Annotated in this window: 15 protein-coding genes and 1 pseudogene; 9 read left to right on the forward strand and 7 right to left on the reverse strand. The window is 33.3% G+C overall.

The window, feature by feature from the left end; translation table 11 throughout:
• Window positions 1-366 precede the first annotated feature (366 nt).
• The 4 genes from GQ590_RS05465 (at window position 367) to GQ590_RS05475 (ending at window position 1,947) form a co-directional block, all read left to right on the forward strand.
• Window positions 367-597 carry an IS3 family transposase gene (locus GQ590_RS05465; protein WP_160405648.1) on the forward strand — a complete coding sequence of 77 codons (231 nt, stop codon included), beginning with the start codon at window positions 367-369 and terminating at the stop codon, window positions 595-597.
• Window positions 581-796, forward strand: coding sequence for an IS3 family transposase (locus GQ590_RS05470; RefSeq protein ID WP_160405649.1), 216 nt, complete (start codon window positions 581-583; stop codon window positions 794-796). Before GQ590_RS05465 ends, GQ590_RS05470 begins: the two co-directional genes overlap by 17 nt.
• Before the next feature lie 71 nt (window positions 797-867).
• Entirely contained in the window at window positions 868-1,164 is a 297-nt protein-coding gene (locus GQ590_RS12245; RefSeq protein WP_202112891.1) for a nucleotidyltransferase domain-containing protein, read from the forward strand.
• Window positions 1,165-1,173: 9 nt separating this feature from the next.
• Window positions 1,174-1,947 carry a nucleotidyltransferase domain-containing protein gene (locus GQ590_RS05475; protein ID WP_202112892.1) on the forward strand — a complete coding sequence of 258 codons (774 nt, stop codon included), beginning with the start codon at window positions 1,174-1,176 and terminating at the stop codon, window positions 1,945-1,947.
• Window positions 1,948-2,072: 125 nt separating this feature from the next.
• Here GQ590_RS05475 and GQ590_RS05480 read toward each other — a convergent pair whose 3' ends face one another.
• From GQ590_RS05480 to GQ590_RS05500, 5 genes are all read right to left on the reverse strand, one after another.
• On the reverse strand, window positions 2,073-2,639 hold the full coding sequence (locus GQ590_RS05480; RefSeq protein ID WP_160405650.1) for a hypothetical protein: 567 nt from the start codon (window positions 2,637-2,639) through the stop codon (window positions 2,073-2,075).
• Window positions 2,640-3,232: 593 nt separating this feature from the next.
• A complete protein-coding gene (gene treC, locus GQ590_RS05485) occupies window positions 3,233-4,906 on the reverse strand; it encodes an alpha,alpha-phosphotrehalase (protein ID WP_160405651.1) in 1,674 nt (557 codons plus the stop codon).
• 77 nt (window positions 4,907-4,983) lie between these two features.
• On the reverse strand, window positions 4,984-6,411 hold the full coding sequence (treB, locus tag GQ590_RS05490) for a PTS trehalose transporter subunit IIBC (protein WP_160405652.1): 1,428 nt from the start codon (window positions 6,409-6,411) through the stop codon (window positions 4,984-4,986).
• A gap of 292 nt (window positions 6,412-6,703) precedes the next feature.
• Window positions 6,704-7,816: a 5-methylcytosine-specific restriction endonuclease system specificity protein McrC gene (locus GQ590_RS05495; protein WP_160405653.1), complete on the reverse strand. Its 1,113-nt coding sequence runs from the start codon at window positions 7,814-7,816 to the stop codon at window positions 6,704-6,706.
• Complete coding sequence (locus GQ590_RS05500) at window positions 7,816-9,963, reverse strand: AAA family ATPase (protein WP_160405654.1); 2,148 nt, start codon at window positions 9,961-9,963, stop codon at window positions 7,816-7,818. Before GQ590_RS05500 ends, GQ590_RS05495 begins: the two co-directional genes overlap by 1 nt.
• 374 nt (window positions 9,964-10,337) lie before the next feature.
• Here GQ590_RS05500 and GQ590_RS05505 point away from each other — a divergent pair, with 374 nt between their 5' ends.
• Complete coding sequence (locus GQ590_RS05505) at window positions 10,338-10,973, forward strand: NAD(P)-dependent oxidoreductase (RefSeq protein ID WP_160405655.1); 636 nt, start codon at window positions 10,338-10,340, stop codon at window positions 10,971-10,973.
• A gap of 156 nt (window positions 10,974-11,129) precedes the next feature.
• Here the strand turns inward: GQ590_RS05505 and GQ590_RS05510 are convergent, their stop codons facing one another.
• Window positions 11,130-11,969, reverse strand: a complete 840-nt coding sequence (locus GQ590_RS05510; RefSeq protein ID WP_160405656.1) for an enhanced serine sensitivity protein SseB — start codon at window positions 11,967-11,969, stop codon at window positions 11,130-11,132.
• 382 nt (window positions 11,970-12,351) lie between these two features.
• Here GQ590_RS05510 and GQ590_RS05515 point away from each other — a divergent pair, with 382 nt between their 5' ends.
• Both GQ590_RS05515 and GQ590_RS05520 read left to right on the forward strand, forming a co-directional pair.
• A complete protein-coding gene (locus tag GQ590_RS05515; protein ID WP_160405657.1) occupies window positions 12,352-15,399 on the forward strand; it encodes a DUF2339 domain-containing protein in 3,048 nt (1,015 codons plus the stop codon).
• A 103-nt stretch (window positions 15,400-15,502) separates the two neighbouring features.
• Complete coding sequence (locus GQ590_RS05520) at window positions 15,503-16,894, forward strand: DUF3999 family protein (RefSeq protein ID WP_160405658.1); 1,392 nt, start codon at window positions 15,503-15,505, stop codon at window positions 16,892-16,894.
• 173 nt (window positions 16,895-17,067) lie between these two features.
• On the opposite strand, the gene GQ590_RS05525 is transcribed toward GQ590_RS05520, so the two are convergent.
• Window positions 17,068-18,090 carry a DUF4272 domain-containing protein gene (locus GQ590_RS05525; RefSeq protein ID WP_160405659.1) on the reverse strand — a complete coding sequence of 341 codons (1,023 nt, stop codon included), beginning with the start codon at window positions 18,088-18,090 and terminating at the stop codon, window positions 17,068-17,070.
• Between the two features lie 181 nt (window positions 18,091-18,271).
• Here GQ590_RS05525 and GQ590_RS12660 point away from each other — a divergent pair, with 181 nt between their 5' ends.
• Together GQ590_RS12660 and GQ590_RS05530 are read left to right on the forward strand one after the other, a co-directional pair.
• The gene (locus GQ590_RS12660; RefSeq protein ID WP_255471416.1) at window positions 18,272-18,394 is read left to right on the forward strand and encodes a hypothetical protein; all 123 of its coding nucleotides are present in this window, start codon (window positions 18,272-18,274) and stop codon (window positions 18,392-18,394) included.
• A gap of 91 nt (window positions 18,395-18,485) precedes the next feature.
• Window positions 18,486-18,637 (forward strand): annotated as a pseudogene (locus GQ590_RS05530) (IS256 family transposase); the annotation flags it as partial.
• Between the last annotated feature and the right edge of the window lie 19 nt (window positions 18,638-18,656).

An 18,656-nucleotide genomic window follows, 5' to 3' on the forward strand; every position in this document is an offset into this window, starting at 1 on the left:
GGATACAAATACGGGTACATTTTTCATCTAAATTTTTCAAATCCAGTAACCACAAGAATTCACCCCACATCTTCGATTCCGCGTCCGGGCACCAATCACCAAATTCTAAGACCTGCTTCTAGCAGGTTTTTTTATGCCTAAAGCCTTTTCAAATAAGCCTTTCAGCTTGTTTCACTACTCAACCGAATTCAACTGAAATTACCCCAAATCAAGCGGAAAATCGGATATAAACCCGGATACATTTCAATTTACACTGATAATAGGGCGAAAATCGCTATCCTAAAAGCAAATCGACATCGTTATAGCATAACAAAACTATGTCAATATTTAGGATTATCAAGACATTATGCTTATTATCAGTGTAAATTGAATAGACAAAAATCAGTAGGGCTTTATGCTAATAAAATCGTGACGCTATTTAATCAAAGCTATCAGTCTTATGGCACAAGACGAATTCGTTTTGATTTACAAAAAGAGAATATTTGGGTGTCACGCCGTTACATTGCTCGGGTGATGAAAGCCTTATTGTTAGTATCAAAATACACCGTTAAACATTATCAATCTCACACTACGGAAGTGAATGAAACCGCTGCATGACAATGCGGTAGCGGAAGCGACATTTAAAACAATTAAAACGGAATTTGTAAAAGGCCAACGTTTTAACTCAACGGCTGAGTTACAACGAGCTTTTTCGGCTTATGCTTATTGGTATAATCATAAACGATTACATTCTTCGTTAGGCTACTTGCCTCTCGTTGAATTTAAAAAACACTTACCCTTTAATTGTTTTGTTTGAAAATGTGTTGCCATTCCAATCGCTTTTTTATACAAACGTTAATGAGCTTAAAATAAGGAAAGGAATACGACATGACAATTGATGATTTAAAAGCACAAAACTTAATCTTATTTGAAGTGATCAGCGGTAGCCGTGCATTTGGTTTGGCTACTGAAACATCAGATACCGATATTACAGATACCGATATTAAAGGGGTGTTTTATTTACCTAGAGATAAATTTTATGGACTCGAGTATATTCCGCAAATTAGTAATGAAACTAATGATATCGTCTATTATGAATTAGGTCGCTTTGTTGAGTTATTGCTAAAAAATAATCCGAATATTTTAGAAGTATTGGCTTCTGTACCCGACTGTATTTTATATTAGCATCCAATTATGCAGCAGTTAACCCTTGATCTATTTTTATCCCAACAAACTAAACAAACCTTTGCTCACTATGCAATGTCACAAATTAAAAAAGCTAAAGGATTGAATAAAAAAATCAATAATCCCATTGAGGTGAAACGTAAATCGGTTCTTGATTTTTGTTATATTATTCAAGGTCAGCATGCTTATCCCCTCACCAATTGGTTAAGTGAAAAGCGTTTTGAGCAACACTTATGTGGTTTGGTGAATATTCCACATAGTCGAGATTTATATGCGCTTTTTTATGATGCATCGGGGGAGTGTGGCTATCATGGTATTATTCAAAATGATGATTCGACCGAACTTTGCTTGTCATCGGTGAAAGTAGGCGCCACAGTAAATGCTTACTTAAGTTTTAATCGTGATGGTTTTTCATCGCATTGTCGTGATTATAAGGCTTACTGGCAATGGGTTGAAAAGCGAAATGAGCAGCGTTATCAAAGTAATATTAAAAGTGGTAATGATTTTGATGCTAAAAATATGATGCATACCATTCGCTTATTACAAGTTGCTCATGAAATAATGACCAAAGGCACCATTACCAATAAACGCACTAATCGAAACGAACTGCTCGCCATTAAAAATGGTCAATTAAGCTATGATGAGATTATGCATATCTCAGAAACATTGTTAAGCAAAATTGAAATCGCATCGCTAACATCATCACTACCTGAACTGCCTGATTCAAATGAAATTATTGCTCGGTTAATTAAAATGCGGGAGTGGTTATATAATCGATATTAAGTAATAAAAAATTATAGAATATATACAATCGAGGAAAGAGAAATCAATTACCAAAATGGTCCAAATTATAAAAATGAAATATCCAAATCATTAAGGTTATATAGAAATAAATCCCTAAATTTTTACTAAACAGGTATATGCAAATTTTTGACTTCATAGCGAACACCTGACAAATATAAATTACGTAAAAAACAATCAATTTGGTCATGTGTGTATACCCCACTTATCACGCTTTTTTTTAGTTTTACTTTTTTATTTTTAAAAGTTATAAATAATATATATATAGGATGCCATCTCCCTTTCCATCTTATCCTTTTCCTTGGCTTCACTGTAAATGGATACCCGTTAAATGGATACTTGAAATATTCGACCTTAATGATTTTAACTTCAAGATCTTGGCAAATTGGAATATAAATTTTTGGTCTAATTTTTCGTAAAATAATAATGCTTTTCTTTGTGATATGGAAAGTTGGAGTCATGCATAGCCATACTAAAATAGTAGCAGGAAAAAACCACACACCGTGAATTAAAAATAATAATTCATCAACACCTATAAATAAATTTATAACAGCTAGAAAAATAAAAACTAATAACAAAATAGACCAAAATAAAACACCAAAAACCAGTGCTGTTAATATAATATCCATAAAAGATTTTTTTAATGGTTTATTTTGTTTTCTTCTTGTGTTCATTTTTTTCTCTGTTTTTTAACGATGATAAATCTATTATTTTCAATGGTATTATTACTGATCGAATTATAATTTATTATTTTATAATAATTATTTTTATATACCAAATTCTAAAAATCAAAATTATCCCAATAAATATGATTGAAGAATATTTTTTAGTATAAAACGAATGTATTATTGCTCTATTTCTCGATAGCTTTACTAATTAGATCATTTAACATGCTCTCTATAACACTTTATCTCAAAACAACCTAATATTGATATTCATCACTTATGCTAATTAATCACTGTTCTAGTTGGTATAGATAGACATTCTGATTACCCGTTTTTTATAACAGGAAAGTTAGATTTACACATAAAAAAGTATGATTTGCCAATTATTTAACGTGATTTAGATTAGCTGTTAATTAACTAACATATAGGAATTGATGACCAATATGAACTATCCACAACTTTTGATGAACAACATATTATGAAGTTTCAATCAAAAAGCCAACACGATGGTTGGCTTTTTTTACTCCCCAGTTTGTCCAACATTTTTTAATTCAATAGAACAAAATGATTTAGCGTATATTCTAGTAATCTGATGCCACCGATTAACTATTTAGGTGCAACCAATACATTGCCTCATAAGGTTGCAACACCATTTCTGGCTTTAATACAATTTGGTTTTCATAATTACCTAGTAATCTTTGCCAATGACTATTTTCTAACCCTTTAGGTAATTGCCATTTAACCGTATTTTCGGTCAGATTGGCTATCACCAGTAACGTTTGATTATGCCACCGCCTGATATAGCACCAATAATCAGCAATATCTGGCGTTAAATCTTGATAATCACCAAAAATAAAAATCGGGTACGTTTTGCGTAATTTAATTAAGGTTTGATAGCAATAAAATACCGAATCAGGATCATCGAGTGCCGCTTTGACATTAATTTGTGGATAATTATTAGCAACCTCAATCCAAGGCTTACCTTTAGTAAAGCCAGCATTGGCTGAATTATCCCATTGCATTGGCGTTCGGCTGTTGTCTCTGGATTTGTTAGCAAGGATAGCTAAAATTTCCGCTTTAGGCATACCATCTGCTATTTTTTCTTGATAGATGTTAAGACTTTCCACATCTTTATATTGTGAAATATCAGTAAAATGAGGATTGGTCATACCGATTTCTTCACCTTGATAAAGATAAGGTGTGCCTTGTAAACCATACAGCAGCATGGCTAACATTTTGGCCGATTGTTTGTGATATTGGTTTTCATTACCAAGGCGTGAAACGATACGAGGTTGATCATGATTACACCAAAAAATTGCATTCCAAGCCTTACCGTGCATACCTTTTTGCCAATAGCCAAGGATTTTTTTAAGTTCAAGTAAATCGGGCTTAGCCAGCGTCCATTTTTCCCCATTTGGATAATCAATTTTTAAATGATGAAAATTAAATGTCATGGTCAACTCTTTGCCATTCAATGCGGCATATTTTTGACAGTTTTCTAATGTAGTGGATGACATTTCGCCCACTGTTTTTAAACCATTAGGTTGGAAAACATCTCGGCTGATCTCTTGCAAAAATTCGTGTATTTTGGGGCCGTCCGTATAATATTTTCGTCCGTCACCTTGCTCGTCATCCGGAAAGTCTTGCTGTTTGGAAACTAAATTAATCACATCAAGCCTTAATGCATCAACGCCTTTATCAGCCCAAAATTGACATACTTTTTTAATTTCTTGACGAACGGTTGGGTTTTCCCAATTAAGATCGGCTTGCTGTTTAGCAAATAAATGTAAATAGTATTGTTTGGATTGCTCATGCCATTGCCATGCTTTACCGCCAAATTTTGACCGCCAATTGTTGGGTTCAAAGCCGTCAGCTTTGGCATCTTTCCAAATATAAAATGAGCGATAAGGGCTTGACTTATCTAGGGCCGATTTAAACCATGGGTGCTGTGTTGAAGTATGATTAAACACCATATCCATCATAATGCGAATACCACGCTCGTGCGCTTGTTTAACCAGTAGCTCAAAATCAGCCATTGAGCCATAGCTCGGATCTATATCATAATAATCCGACACATCATAACCGTTATCAATTTGTGGGGATGGATAAATCGGCGTTAACCAAATAGCACTAACCCCTAAATTTTCAAGATAATCTAATCGGCTAATAATGCCTAATAAATCACCCGTTGTACCAGCACCACTGGCTTGGAAACTTTTGGGATAGATCTGGTAAATAGTACCATTTTGCCACCAAGGGATATTAATTTTATTCATTGCTTGCTCTTTATTATTTATTTTTTGATAAATTAACCGCTCAATGATAAGAACGGTTAATGGTTATTAACTCGTGTTTAGCGAATATCTAACGTACCTTTTTTAAGTTTTATTTTATAAACGATCGAAGTTAAAACAATCGGAACCACAATTGCCACAATCATCGCCAAAGCATAAATCGACCAATATATCGGCTTTATCGATAAAATACCCGGCAAACCGCCAACCCCAATACCATTTGATAACACACCAAACAAACCACAAATTAACCCAGCTAAAGCTGAACCAACCATAGCGCACAGCATCGGGAATTTATAGCGCAAATTAATACCGTACATGGCCGGCTCGGTGACGCCTAAATAAGCCGATATAGCAGCAGGAACCGACACTTCACGCTCATTATGTTTTTTACTAACTAAAATAATACCCACAACAGCCGAAGCTTGCGCAATATTAGATAAAGCAATAATTGGCCAAATCGGCGTACCGCCCATACTTTCAGTCATTTGTAAATCAATCGCAAGGGTTGTATGGTGAATACCTGTAATCACCAATGGCGAATAAAAGAAACCAAAAATAGCAGCGCCAATAAAGGCATAATCCCCCGTCATTAAATATTTAACAATAAAAGCAATACCATTACCTAGCATGCGTCCAAAAGGACCCAATAAAAAATGCGCTAAAAAGACGGATAGTAACAAGGCTACAATTGGCACTATCACCAAATTTAGGTAATCTGGCACGATTTTGCGTAATCGTGTTTCGATCCAACCCAACGCTAAACCTGCAAAAATAGACGGAATGACCTGCGCTTGATAGCCGACTTTTTCGATACTAAACCAACCAAAATCCCAAACATCAGGGATTTTACTGCCAAGATCATACGCATTCATTAACTGAGGGGAAACTAACGTAATACCAAGTACAATACCAAGTACGGGTGAGCCACCCATTTTTTTTACGGTAGACCAACAAATGGCGACCGGTAAAAAGTGGAAAATCGCCTCGCAAGGTAGCCAAAGTATACTGTAAATTGGCGCCAACCAATGATAGGTTTGTATCAGCGGTTTATCATCAATGGTTGGCATTTCGCCAATAATATTACGCACACCTAATAACAAACCACCAGCAATTAGCGCCGGTAACAATGGCACAAAAATTTCGGCTAAATTAGAAATTAGTCTTTCAAAAAAGGACATATTTTGTTTTGCAGCTATTTTAGTTTGTTCCTTGCTTGCCTCGTTTAAATTTAATTGTTGGATAAGTGATTGATAATAACTATTAACATCAGTACCAATAATTACCTGAAATTGTCCAGCATTATTAAAACAACCTTTCACAAAAGGCAGTTCTTCTATGGCTTGAACATCAGCTTGCTTAGGATCAATTAAAGCAAACCTTAATCTTGTTAAACAATGGGTGACACTGGCAATATTTTTACTTCCGCCAACCAACTCAATTAATTGTTTGATTGATTCTATTGCTATTGTTGTACTTTTAACCATAATCTTATTCTCTCCTTAGTGAAGCCAAATTGAAACTTACACTATTTTAAATTTATCAATAAACTAGCTATTTTTGAGCTTCGATTCACTATAGATTGAATTCATTTATTAATAAATGGAAACATACTCTTGTTTGTGACTGATGTCACATATTGCAGAGAAATAAGCACAAATTAAATAAACGTGATTGTTGGCTAGCTTATTAAATTGCAAGGAGGAATAGTAATACTGTTCAAAGATTGCCCAACAGTAGTTAGAATAAAAAATTAGATAAAAATTTATGAAATTTAAATTAGCATAAGCCAAAACTATTTAATAACGCCAATAAGCTATTTCTAATAATGTTATTATCTTGCGTTAAATCAATAGTACAAAATGATAATTTATGTCCTTGAATGGTCATATTTTCATTAACTGTCACGCCGACAGCTGGGTATAGCAACATGCCAGAGGCACTGACGGATAAAGGATCGCTATCTTTTTCCTGACTTCTTAAATAAGCATACAATTGATAAAGATGATGACTACTAAACGAGTTAAGTCTAAATCGTGATTTTTTTAAAATAGAAGTACATTTAGTATCAATAATTAAACGTTGTGTATAATTGCTATTTTCAAGGATTAAATCGGTTTTCATGGTGGGCAAATAGGCGGTGATATTATCGGTCGCATTGCTATATTGCCAATTTAGTTTTTTACCTGCATAAATAGTCCATTGCTGAGGATCTAAATTTACACGATAAAAACCAACTATCGCTTTTTCAAATAATTCCCGTAACCAATGATCGTTTTTTTTTAGTTGTTCAATGGTATGTAATCCTTGAAATTGAGTAGGAATTGACAAGCTAAAAATCAGTTTTGCTAAAGAGATTAAAGTATTATCTTTAAGATTCGCATGGTTAAAACGTTCCTTTTCATAGCAATAATATGTTGTTTGACCAATATTCAACGCAGTAAATTGGTGAATAATTTTTCTACATTGTTCAATTAAGCTTGCATCATTCAATTGTTTTACTAATAAATGAGCCGCAGCATGAATATAGCGATTTTTAGGGGTATCTATCGTTAAATCATCATATCGACATTGAATTTTACCCTTTGCTAATAATTGTTTACGCTGAGTAGTTAAAATATCTATTTTTCCTCTGACACGATTAAGTGCTTTTGTTGTGAGCTGATAATCTGCGGCAAGATGATGTATTAACCTTTTATTTGCTGCCTGACAATATAGTTTGGCGGCGAGTGTTATTAATTCCTCAGGGTTAGTTTCCAGCTCTATTCTCTGTTTTTTCCCTACAGTTTTATAATAATCAGAAGCATAGAGCAAAAGTAGCCATATGTTTCTAATTGGTATTTTGGCAACGGTAGTATTGGTTAATAGCGGATGATAATTTATCGTGGCCATTATTGTGCATTACCTAATAATATATCTATTGCATCGTTAAATTTTTCAGGCTCGCCAAACCAATACTCTTCTAATAGAGGCTCGATTTCTGAACGAACAATATGCTCAAACCAATCTTTCGCAGCCATTTCTTGGTTAAGACAAGTAAAATAGCTATGTCCAATGGTAAATGCCTTGCCAAGTGTACTATCATTACTGATATATTTATTTAATGCCTCTATACGGTGCTTTATATCTTGTAATTCTTGCGGTGAAAAGTCGTTTTTTTCTTGCATATAGTTGAGCCAATTTTCACCAAAATGAGGACTTAAATGGTAAAAGGCAAAACGACGACGTAAAGCAAAATCGATCATCGCTAACGAACGATCGGCAATATTCATAGTGCCGATAACATAGAGATTATCAGGAATAAATATGCCTTTTTCATTTTGGTGTTGGTATGTTAATTCTAATGCCTCATTTGGATTTCGTTTATCAGCTTCAAGTAGCGTTAACATTTCGCCAAAAATTTGTGCTGGATTACCGCGATTAATTTCTTCAATCACAATCACATAATTTGATTGAGCATCATTCCGTGCTTGATTAATTATCTCTAAAAAAGGTCCATCAATCAGCGCTAATTTCCCATCACTGGTTGGTCGATAGCCACGGATAAAATCCTCATAAGACATATTAGGATGAAATTGAATAGCTTTGATATTATTTGAATCTTTATAACCGACCTTAATATTAGCCAAACGTTTAGCTAACCAAGTTTTACCTGTCCCTGGCGGACCTTGTAAAATAATATTTTTTTTCAACCTTAAGCTATTTAATATATCTTGCAACTGCTGTTTATCAACAAAACATCCCTCATCGATTAGGTCATCTTGGGTATAAAGTTGTTTTATGATTAAGGGTTGAATAATATCTTGGTTATTCAAATGATCTTGAGCTTCATAATCAGTATCTAAGATCGCATTTTCATTATTACGCAATGCAGTTAAATAAAGTTCAGGATAAGAATGAACAGGAAAATTCTTATCAGCAAACCTCACAGTTAAATCATCAAGCAATTTAAGATAATCATTTCCGCTGAAATCGCTTTTGCTTAAGTTTTTATTTTTGAAAATTTCTACATACTGACTTAAGTAACTTTTTGTTACTTTATCTAACACTAAATAAGCATTAGGACGAATCCAAAATAAACCATTGGTTAGTTGCCAAGAGCAATAAGGTTGTGCCATAGCCAAATCAAATTTTTGCTTAAAATCTTCTTGATAATTGTTATCAATATTAGAAAAATTTAAAGCGACAGAATAAAGGTCCCAAAGATTATCTATTTCTTGTTGCTGGTTTTCTGAATCGGTGAAAAACCAAGAGATTTGATTATTTAATAATGGTATTCCTTCCCAAGAATTCGGTACTGGTTCCTTAACATCAAGAAATTCAGCCCATTTTTGAGCAATGTTTTTCCTGGTTTCTTCGGCATTTCCTCTATTAAATGTTCCTAGCACAGTAAAAGGGCAAATATCGTGCAAATCTTTATCTATTAAATAGGATAGTTTAAACTCTAAAGCAAGCTGATTAATAAAAGTCATCAGTTTAAGTCTTTTATTTTTATCATGGTAACTTAACAACTTATCAGCAATTTCCTCATAAAAAGATATCCATTCTAATAATGGTTTATTATTATCGTTGTTGTCACCATAACGAGATTTCCAATATGGTGCATTGCGAAAAGCATCAATATCTTGTGGCTGATCATAAAATGCAAAATTAATTAATTGTTTTGATAGCCAAGAATCATTTTTAACACTCCAGATAGTGTCTATATAGGTATAAAAGTACCATTTCTTATTCAGATTAGTTTGTTGCCAATCAACTTCTAACAACTTTCCATCACCATGATTTTTAGTTACGGTGCCAATAGCCTTTATTTCCATTACCGAAACAGGTAGACCTTTATTATCAAAGGGTAAATTATGTTTTTGGGTATAAACTGATTTGATGGCAACTTTATCGCCAACAGAAATAGATTTTACGATATCCAAAAGTTTATTATCATAACCATTTTGCCAGATACCAGAACTAATAAAATTCTCTGTTTGGTCTTTACTACCTTTAAATTTTGCGCCTAAAAACCAATATGTTTTTATCCCATCCAATTGCTTTCCTTTCTGATTATATTATTTATTTTTATGTGTATTTTAAACTAATTTATTATTAACCAAAAATAGAATATTGATAATTATTTGCTGATTATCGTTATATTGTTATAAAGTTATTTATGTTTTTACTTTGCATAATCAAATAGTTAAATAATAAAAAAAGTAGATGATTTTTACTAAAGCATTAATGACTTAAAAGTGTTGTGCATGCATATCGGATTAAATTTTTTTATGTAATTAATCTTTTTACTAAGCAAAAGAAATTGGTTAAATTAGGCTATAAAATTATTCATCATAATACATTGTCAATCACATATCTGGTATAAGATGTAATATCATGTCAACCATTAAACGCTTAAAAGGAGCAAAATATGAAAATTGCAGTCATTGGTGCAAGTGGTAAAACAGGGCAGCTTTTAGTAAAAGAGGCGATTTCACGAGGTCATGACGTTACTGCAATTGTGCGTAAGCCAAATCAACATCTCGATCCAAAAGCAGCAGTGTTAATTAAAGATCTGTTTGAATTAACCTATAATGATCTAAAGCCCTTTGATGTGATTATTGATGCATTTGGCACATGGTCACTTGAATCACTGCCATTGCATCAAACCAGTTTAAAACATTTAACAGATATCTTGAGCGGTAAAGCTAATCGCCTATTAGTTGTTGGTGGAGCTGGAAGTTTATACGTTAATCCACAACATTCAATTCGTTTGATTGATACACCTGACTTTCCTGATGAATTTAAACCATTAGCAACCAATATGGCAAGAGCACTTGATCAACTTAGAAAATGCAATAATGTACAATGGACATATTTAAGCCCAGCAATTGAGTTTAACGCTGATGGCGAAAGGACAGGGCATTATATTATGGGGGGCGAAGAAGCGTTATTTAACAGCAAAGGAAAAAGCCAAATTAGTTATGCTGATTATGCCATTGCCATGATTGACGAAGCACAAACAGCTAAGCATATTAAACAACGCTTTACTGTGGCTAGTGAGTGATATTGTTAAGATGTTTAAAAATAACGCATTGTTTACAGTGGTTTCTAAAATTACTTTAAACAATGCGAGTCATTCCTACATCTAATACTAGTTTATTTAAACTTTTCCTAATGCAAACATATGAAAATAAACATATTTATCGATTTATCTAACAATTTATTTACCAAATAAACGATTAAAAAACCCCTTTCTTTTCTTTTGATAAAATGGTTTTTCATCCTTGATTGCTTGTTGACCAAATTCGGTATTCGCGACAATAAAATCAATAAACATATCTTTAGCAAGGAAAGCTTGTGCTGCTTGGCCTAAATCATTAAATATCGCTTTTGTATCTACACCTTTTTGGATATCAACAACAACTAAATAACTTTGTTGCTGATTTTGCACCATTAATCTTAAATAGGCTGCGTTAACTTCTGATTTATTTTGTAAATGCTCTTTGAGCTTACCAACCAATATATGAGGATATTGTTCAGGAGTACCAATAATAACTTCAGTATCTTTAGAAAGATAAATTTCTTTTCCGTTTTCTGTTGAAGGCGAGTTATCAGTAAGCACTTCTGACAACATAGAACGATCTAATTGAAAACTATTGCCAAATGGATTAATAACGACCCCTTTACACCCATCTGAATCGTTAAGTAATGTTTGATAATAGGATAAATCTACCACTAATGTTTGTTGATCTTTAATATTTTGCCATTTTCTTAATTCATTCCAATCAGTAAATGCAGGAAGAGCAGGAAAAAAATTTTTATTTTCAACATTACTGATTGCCACAAAAGAAAGAGTATTGCCTTGTTGCAAGGTGATCGTGTTATCGTCATTACATCCAATATTATCTGGTAAATTCATTGTAATAGGAGCTAATAACTTTGCAGATTTTAAATGGTTAAACAATTTTTTTTGTGTTTCTAACGACGGTGTTTGATTAAATGTTTGTAATGCTTCGATTAATTTGGGATTGGTTACAGGTTGGCTAACATCAAAACTCATGGCTTAATTTCCTTACTCATTATTCCTTATCATTTGTTAACTGCTCATAACAGAATTTATTTAGTATAATAGAAAAAAGGATATCAACAAATTTTATTTTTCTTTTAAATAGTTTATTGTTGATTTTCAGTTTTTAAAACTATACAACAATTTAAACACCCAACAAAATTTAGCCCTTTGCCTTATAATGTCTAGTTGTGGAAATTCCTAACGTTATTTACAGCAATTTAAGAGGCTACTTTAAATAATGCGAGGAATTTCTACAAGCGGTTAGCTTTGGTGGGTGTTTAAAAAATATTGATTTATTAGTTAATTACTGATTTACTGCATAGAAACAAAAAATAATTAATGATATCTTATGAAAATATAAGGGTAAATTAGCATGGAGTTTCTTTTTTATTTACTCATTATTGGTATGCTAATAGCAGTGTTTGTTAATTTTTCTAGCTTAGGAAATCAAATTTCTGTTTTAAGGCATCAGTTAACAGAGTTACAAAAAAGTGTTTTATCGCTTTCAGAGCATCTTTATCAGCAAAAAAGTAGTTCGTCAGATTCTGATACGGTTGAAGAAACTGCCGAGCAAACTTTGAATGAGTTAACCATACACAGCAAACAAGATGGTAGTGATAATGAAAATACCAATCAGCAATTTGACTATCAAACCAATGCTGTTATTCAAGAATCCGAAGATACCGATCTATTAATAACCGAACCCCCACCGCAAATTTCTTGTGCTGCTAATAATTACAATTTAAACGCCGATTGTTTGCAACTCAATGATCAAAACGAGCCAGTTTTAGTCACACAATCCGAACAATTTGCTTACAATCTACTTGACGATAAAAACGTTGATTTCGATACGTTAACGCAGACAAACACGTCATATGTAGAAGTAACAACAGAACAAGAAGCACAAACTTGTGTCAGTGAATCAGTATACGATGAGGTTACCGAGCCTGAAATGACAAACGCAGAAACATTAACATCACCAACATTAGATCCCTTTGATTCTGCATATAAAAAATCGACTACTACGAGCACAAACCCTAATTTATTGTTACTTGCTTTTAATTGGTTTATTAAAGGCAATGTTCTTGCCAAAATTGCCATTGCAATACTGTTTTTAGGATTAACATATTTGTTTAAATATAGTGTTGAACATGATGTTATTTCGCCAGAGTTGAGAGTATTAGGTGCATTAGTCTTGGGTATTGCTTTATTGGTTATAGGTTGGAAATTAAAAGATAAGCGCAAAATTTATGCCTTAATTTTGCAAGGTGGTGGATTTGCAACTTTGTACCTAACCATTTTTGCCGCGTATAGGCTGTATGAACTTGTGCCTATGATACTGGCTTTTGCTTTTTTGTTCGTGATTTGTTCAACAAGTATTGTGTTTGCGGTTGTGCAAAGAGCAATGAGTTTGGCAATTATTGCTTGCGTTGGCGGCTATTTAACACCCATTTTATTATCTAATGACTCGAGCAACCATGTTGCGTTATTTAGTTATTATTTAATGATTTCTAGTGCTATTTTGGTCATTAGTATTTCGCAATCTTGGCGATTACTTAATTTATTAGGATTTTTATTTACCTTTGTTGTATCACTACTATGGGGAATGAGTAATTTCCTACCTGAATTTTATATTGAATGTCAGATATTCATCATCGCTAATATGCTAATTTATGGTATTTTGGCCGTGCTGCTATCAATTCGTAGTGATAATCAAGAACCTTATCAAAATGTGATTGATCTCATTTTGCTATTTGGAACGCCATTATCAGGATTTGGCCTGCAATATGCGATCACTCAGCAATGGGAATTTGGTCCTGCGTTTTCTTCATTAGGTTTTGGTTTATTTTATCTGATTGGTTCTTATATTATTTTACGCTTGTGGCCAACAACAGCTAAAAAAATTGCGCTTTTGGGACTGGCTATTGGTATAGCATTTAGTACCTTATCCATTCCGCTTGCCTTTAGTGCTAATTTGACTGCGACACTTTGGTTATTTGAGGGAACGGCATTAAGTTGGATTATGCTTTCTCAAAAATATTATCGCATGGCGTTACTAGGCAGTGCTATTACCCTACTGGGAATCATTTCTACCTGTATATCTTTAGAATATGATCACTTAACCATAGCGTCATTTATAGCACTTTTAGGTATCACCAGTATTATTTTATTTATCAATGGGTGTTTATGGCACTGTTATGACCGTAATGACGATATTGATAAACTGATCAAAATATTATTTATGGTCATCGCTTCTATTGCTTGGATATTGTGGATTTCATTATGTATTCCACTCATGCTTGATGAAAGCACACCAAATGTGGCACCAATTTTATTGGGCTTTACGGTATCGACTTGGTTATGGTATGGCGTTGGTCAAAAAATCAAGTGGAATATAATCCGTTATGCAGTATTAGCACTATGGTTAGTGATACCTTTGTCATTGTTCAGAGCGTATATTGGATATTATTATTTATCAAGCTTTGGCGTTTGGAACTTGGTTTGGGTGCTTGCGTTTGTTAGTTGTTATTATTATTTGCGTGTTGCCAATCATCTTATTGAAAGCAAAGCAGCAGAAACAACGTTCAACACTTTTCCTATTGTGTTACATATTAGTTTATTCTGGATGATGCTTTGCTGGCTAATTCGTGAAACAGTTCATTGGTTTAATTCATTACCGTGGGGTTACGAGGTAGTAAAATGGAGTATTGCTACAACCATAGCAAGCAGTATTATTTTATTATTCTACTTCTTAATTAAGCGTCAAATAATGACCTCGTTGCCATTAATCAAATTCTATTGGATAATAGGTCTAATGCCTATTGTGCTTTATATTAGCTATTATTTAATTGTTGGACTTGGTATGAGTGGACAAATTATTTACTGGCAATATATTCCGATTCTCAATCCGCTAGAAGAAAGTGCCATTTTTGCCTTAATTATGTTAACGGTCTGGTTAAAGTTTGCCATCAGTTATTCACATATTGGCAACAAAATTATCAATACTTCTTATTTTAATATCCCCTTACCAAATATGGTTTTAGTGCCATTAATCACGCTAACCTTTTTATGGGCAAATAGTGTAGTATTACGCTACTTAAGCCAGGTGTTTGATATATCTTGGATGGCTTATTCTTTGTGGCACAATAATATTGTTCAAATGACTGCTTTGTTGCTTTGGATGTTAACATCGGTAATATTAATCACTATCGGACATCGTTATTCACTTCGGAAAATATGGTACAGCGGTGAAATTATTCAAGTGATCGTTATTATAAAATTAATTTTTGTCGATATTCGTGAACTTGATGGATTACTGCGAGCATTTGCCTTTATTGGTGTTGCATTATTAATGTTATTAATCGCCTATTTAGCGCCATTACCACCAAAACAAGATAATAATAAGCAAATTTTGGAGTAATTTAGAGAAGATGATTAATTTCAGTTTTTAGTATAAAAATAGAAATAGAAATAAAAATAAAAATAAAGCCTAAGTGCTATTAAATTTTATGGATAAATGAATTATGAAAAAATTAATATTAAGTGCTTTAATGCTAATCAGTGGATTTTGTCAAGCAACAGACAGAACCAACCAATATGCCTATGGTGCAATGATTGAAACTAGCAATGATTCAAGTATGTATAGCCGTATAGAGCTAACGAGCGATGTGTATACACAAACGCTTTCAAGTCATTTAGATGATATTCGTGTGTTTAATCATAAAGGACAACCTGTGCCTTATGCATTAGTTAACGTTTACCAACAAGACGACATTAATCAAATATTTCCGGTCAATATTTATGATTTAGATAAAAAACAAGGACACCGCCAAGAAAAGCAAAGTAAGTTAGGTGTTGAACAATATAATATTAATATCAATAATAAAGATGTTCAAATTTACCTAGATAATACCAATAGTCAGGAACAATACTATGCAACTTATTTATTACAAGTTCCTAACGAAATCAAACTAGAGCAAGCAATTAGTCGTTTATCAATCGATTTTGATACCGCAGAAAGTCAAAATTGGCAAGCTACTGCTAAACTACTTTATAGCCAAGATTTAAGCAATTGGCAAACTGCACTAAATAACGTACCGATGATGTCTTTGATTGATAACAATAATGAACAGTCGCTTAAAGTCAATACCATTGATATTCCTTCAAATACCAATTACAAAGCTAAGTATTGGATTTTACAATTAAAATCAGAACAGCAAATAATCCCAACTATTAAAAAAGTTGAATTTATTTCTAGAAAAGCAACCCCAAAAATTGCGCTTTACCCAATTAATTTTGAACTTGCATCTTCTGATCAGCAAGAGGCAATTTATCAGTTACCAACCCCACAGCCAGTTAAAGAATTATCTATCTCACTGCAAAACTCACGCACGGTGTTGCCAATTAGCGTTTATTATAAAAGCAATGATAAAGATCAAATCTGGCATAAGCTTGACGATTACATTATTCGACGCGTTACAGATACTGATCAAAGCCAAAGCATTAAAATGAACAATTCAGATTTACAAATAAAACAGCTCAAGATAAAAGCTAACAACGCTAGCTTTGACCAAGCACCACAAGTAGTTGCTTACCGTAGCCGTATGAGTTTAATTTTTAATAGTGGTAATAATGGACCATTTATTTTGGCTTGGGGTTCTGCTAAAGCTAAATCAGCAGCATTAAGTGAAAAAGCACTGCTTTCTGATTCGCTATCAGCACAAGATTTGCCTGCAGCCTATATTGGTGAAAATATCAAATTAGCTGGCAAAAAGGCATTATCTCAAACTGTTAATGATAGCAATACGACAAGTTCATATTTGCCAAAATGGTTAATTTGGATTTGTTTAGTTATTGGGGCTATTGTGTTAATGATTATTGCGTTAAAACTACTTAATGAAGTTAAAAATTCATAAAAAAGAAAGCTAAAAAAATAAAATTTACTAAAGAAAGAATTTTGTAATAGAAATTATATTCCATTTTGAGGAAAACGCCTTATAAGTTTTTAGCAGATCATTTTAACCATGATGCGTAAACAATTCGGCGTTTTCCTACACATAATGTTACCATGATGAAAAGATAAACATTATCAAGTTGGTGTATCTACATCATCCCAATCTGCATTTTCAAAGCTAGTTAACCAATTTAAAGCATAGTGGCGCTCTTGAATGACATCACTTATAATTGACGCAGGCGGCTGCTTATCGTTGATTCGAAAATCTCTGATTATCCAATGTAAGCGGTAGTGTAAATCTAAGGCGTCTAACAATTCACTAACAGGTCTTAAGGTTGCTGTAGAAATATCTTGCTCACTATGTTCCATTCCTTCGTCAACTAATGATGAAACATTACAAATAGTATCTGCAAATGGCAGCTCTGATTGCCAATTTATCGCCCATTGTAAAGGTAATAATGCTTCGTATTTCCAAGACATATCTATAACATCTTGCTCTGTAGGTTGTTCGCTATAAATAAAGTCACGTTCATTATTTGATAAAGCTGCAAACCCTGTTGGGCAACGTTCTTTAAATTCCATCGGATTGATTGGATTATTTTCTCGAAAACTTTCAGCTTGAATACCTGTTAACATTATCGCTAAAGCGCGTTTAGCTACCTCGTCAGGTGTTCTAAGTATTACTTCGGATTCAGCAATAACCGGTGGTAAATGTGTAGGTGTATGTAACCCTAATTTGGCTAAATATTGCTCAGTTTTTGTTTTGCGTTTTAATGCTTCGGGGGGATAAGGAACAATTACATCAAAATCGATATCATCATCAGGATCTAGTAATACATCTCCATCAGGATTGCGAATAGTTCCATCTGTCATCAATATAATGGCATTGGCCTGCCAGCCCCAAGTGGTAAACTCATTAAAATTGTCTTCTTCAATCTCAAAGGCAAATTGATGTTTAACTCGTTGGATATGGCGATACAAAGCATAACGGCGTGAATTCATCTGCCCATCTCCTGCTTGCATGACATAACCGATAAAACCATTAAGGTGTTGCATTAACTCAGAATCATCTAATCCACGATGATATAAACGTTCGCAAGGAAAATTAATGGTTGGTGGTTGAGTGGCTGTAGAATAAGCATTGATCAATATTGGCATTTCAAACATTCCTATTTTAGATTTTATCTGTTTTATGGTTATAAAAAGTGGCTATTTTTTCTCCTCATTTTATAATAAGTCATTGTATTTTTCTAGCATTGAAAGCCATGCTCTATTTTGTGTTTTGTGATTATCTTATTAAAGGTAAAGTATGAAGATTTAGGTAAATTAACCGGTTATTATGAATAAACTGGTGATAAAAACGATCTTAAATGCTGAAATGAGCGAACATCTTGGACATGAAAAAAATCAGAAGAAGCATGGCAGTAATAGCTGCAGTGCTATAGCAAAAAGCCGTTATTAGTGATGATGGCGAGATAGAGTTGGCCATTGCTCGTGACAGGGAAAGTAATTTTGAGCCACAGCTCGTCAAAAAACATCAAACGCGAATCGATAAAATCAATCCAACAGATGATGCGGTAAAAAGGTGCTCTATTTAGCGATACAACAAGTATCTAAAAAATGGACAATGCCGATCAAAAATTGGAAAAAAGCGATGAGTCGATTTATGATAGAATTTGGTGACTGGGTTGACCATCACCTTTAATGGGTAAATACACAAAATT

Origin of the sequence: Gilliamella sp. Lep-s35, assembly GCF_009795845.1 — a bacterium.
Classification (GTDB): Bacteria; Pseudomonadota; Gammaproteobacteria; order Enterobacterales; family Orbaceae; genus Gilliamella.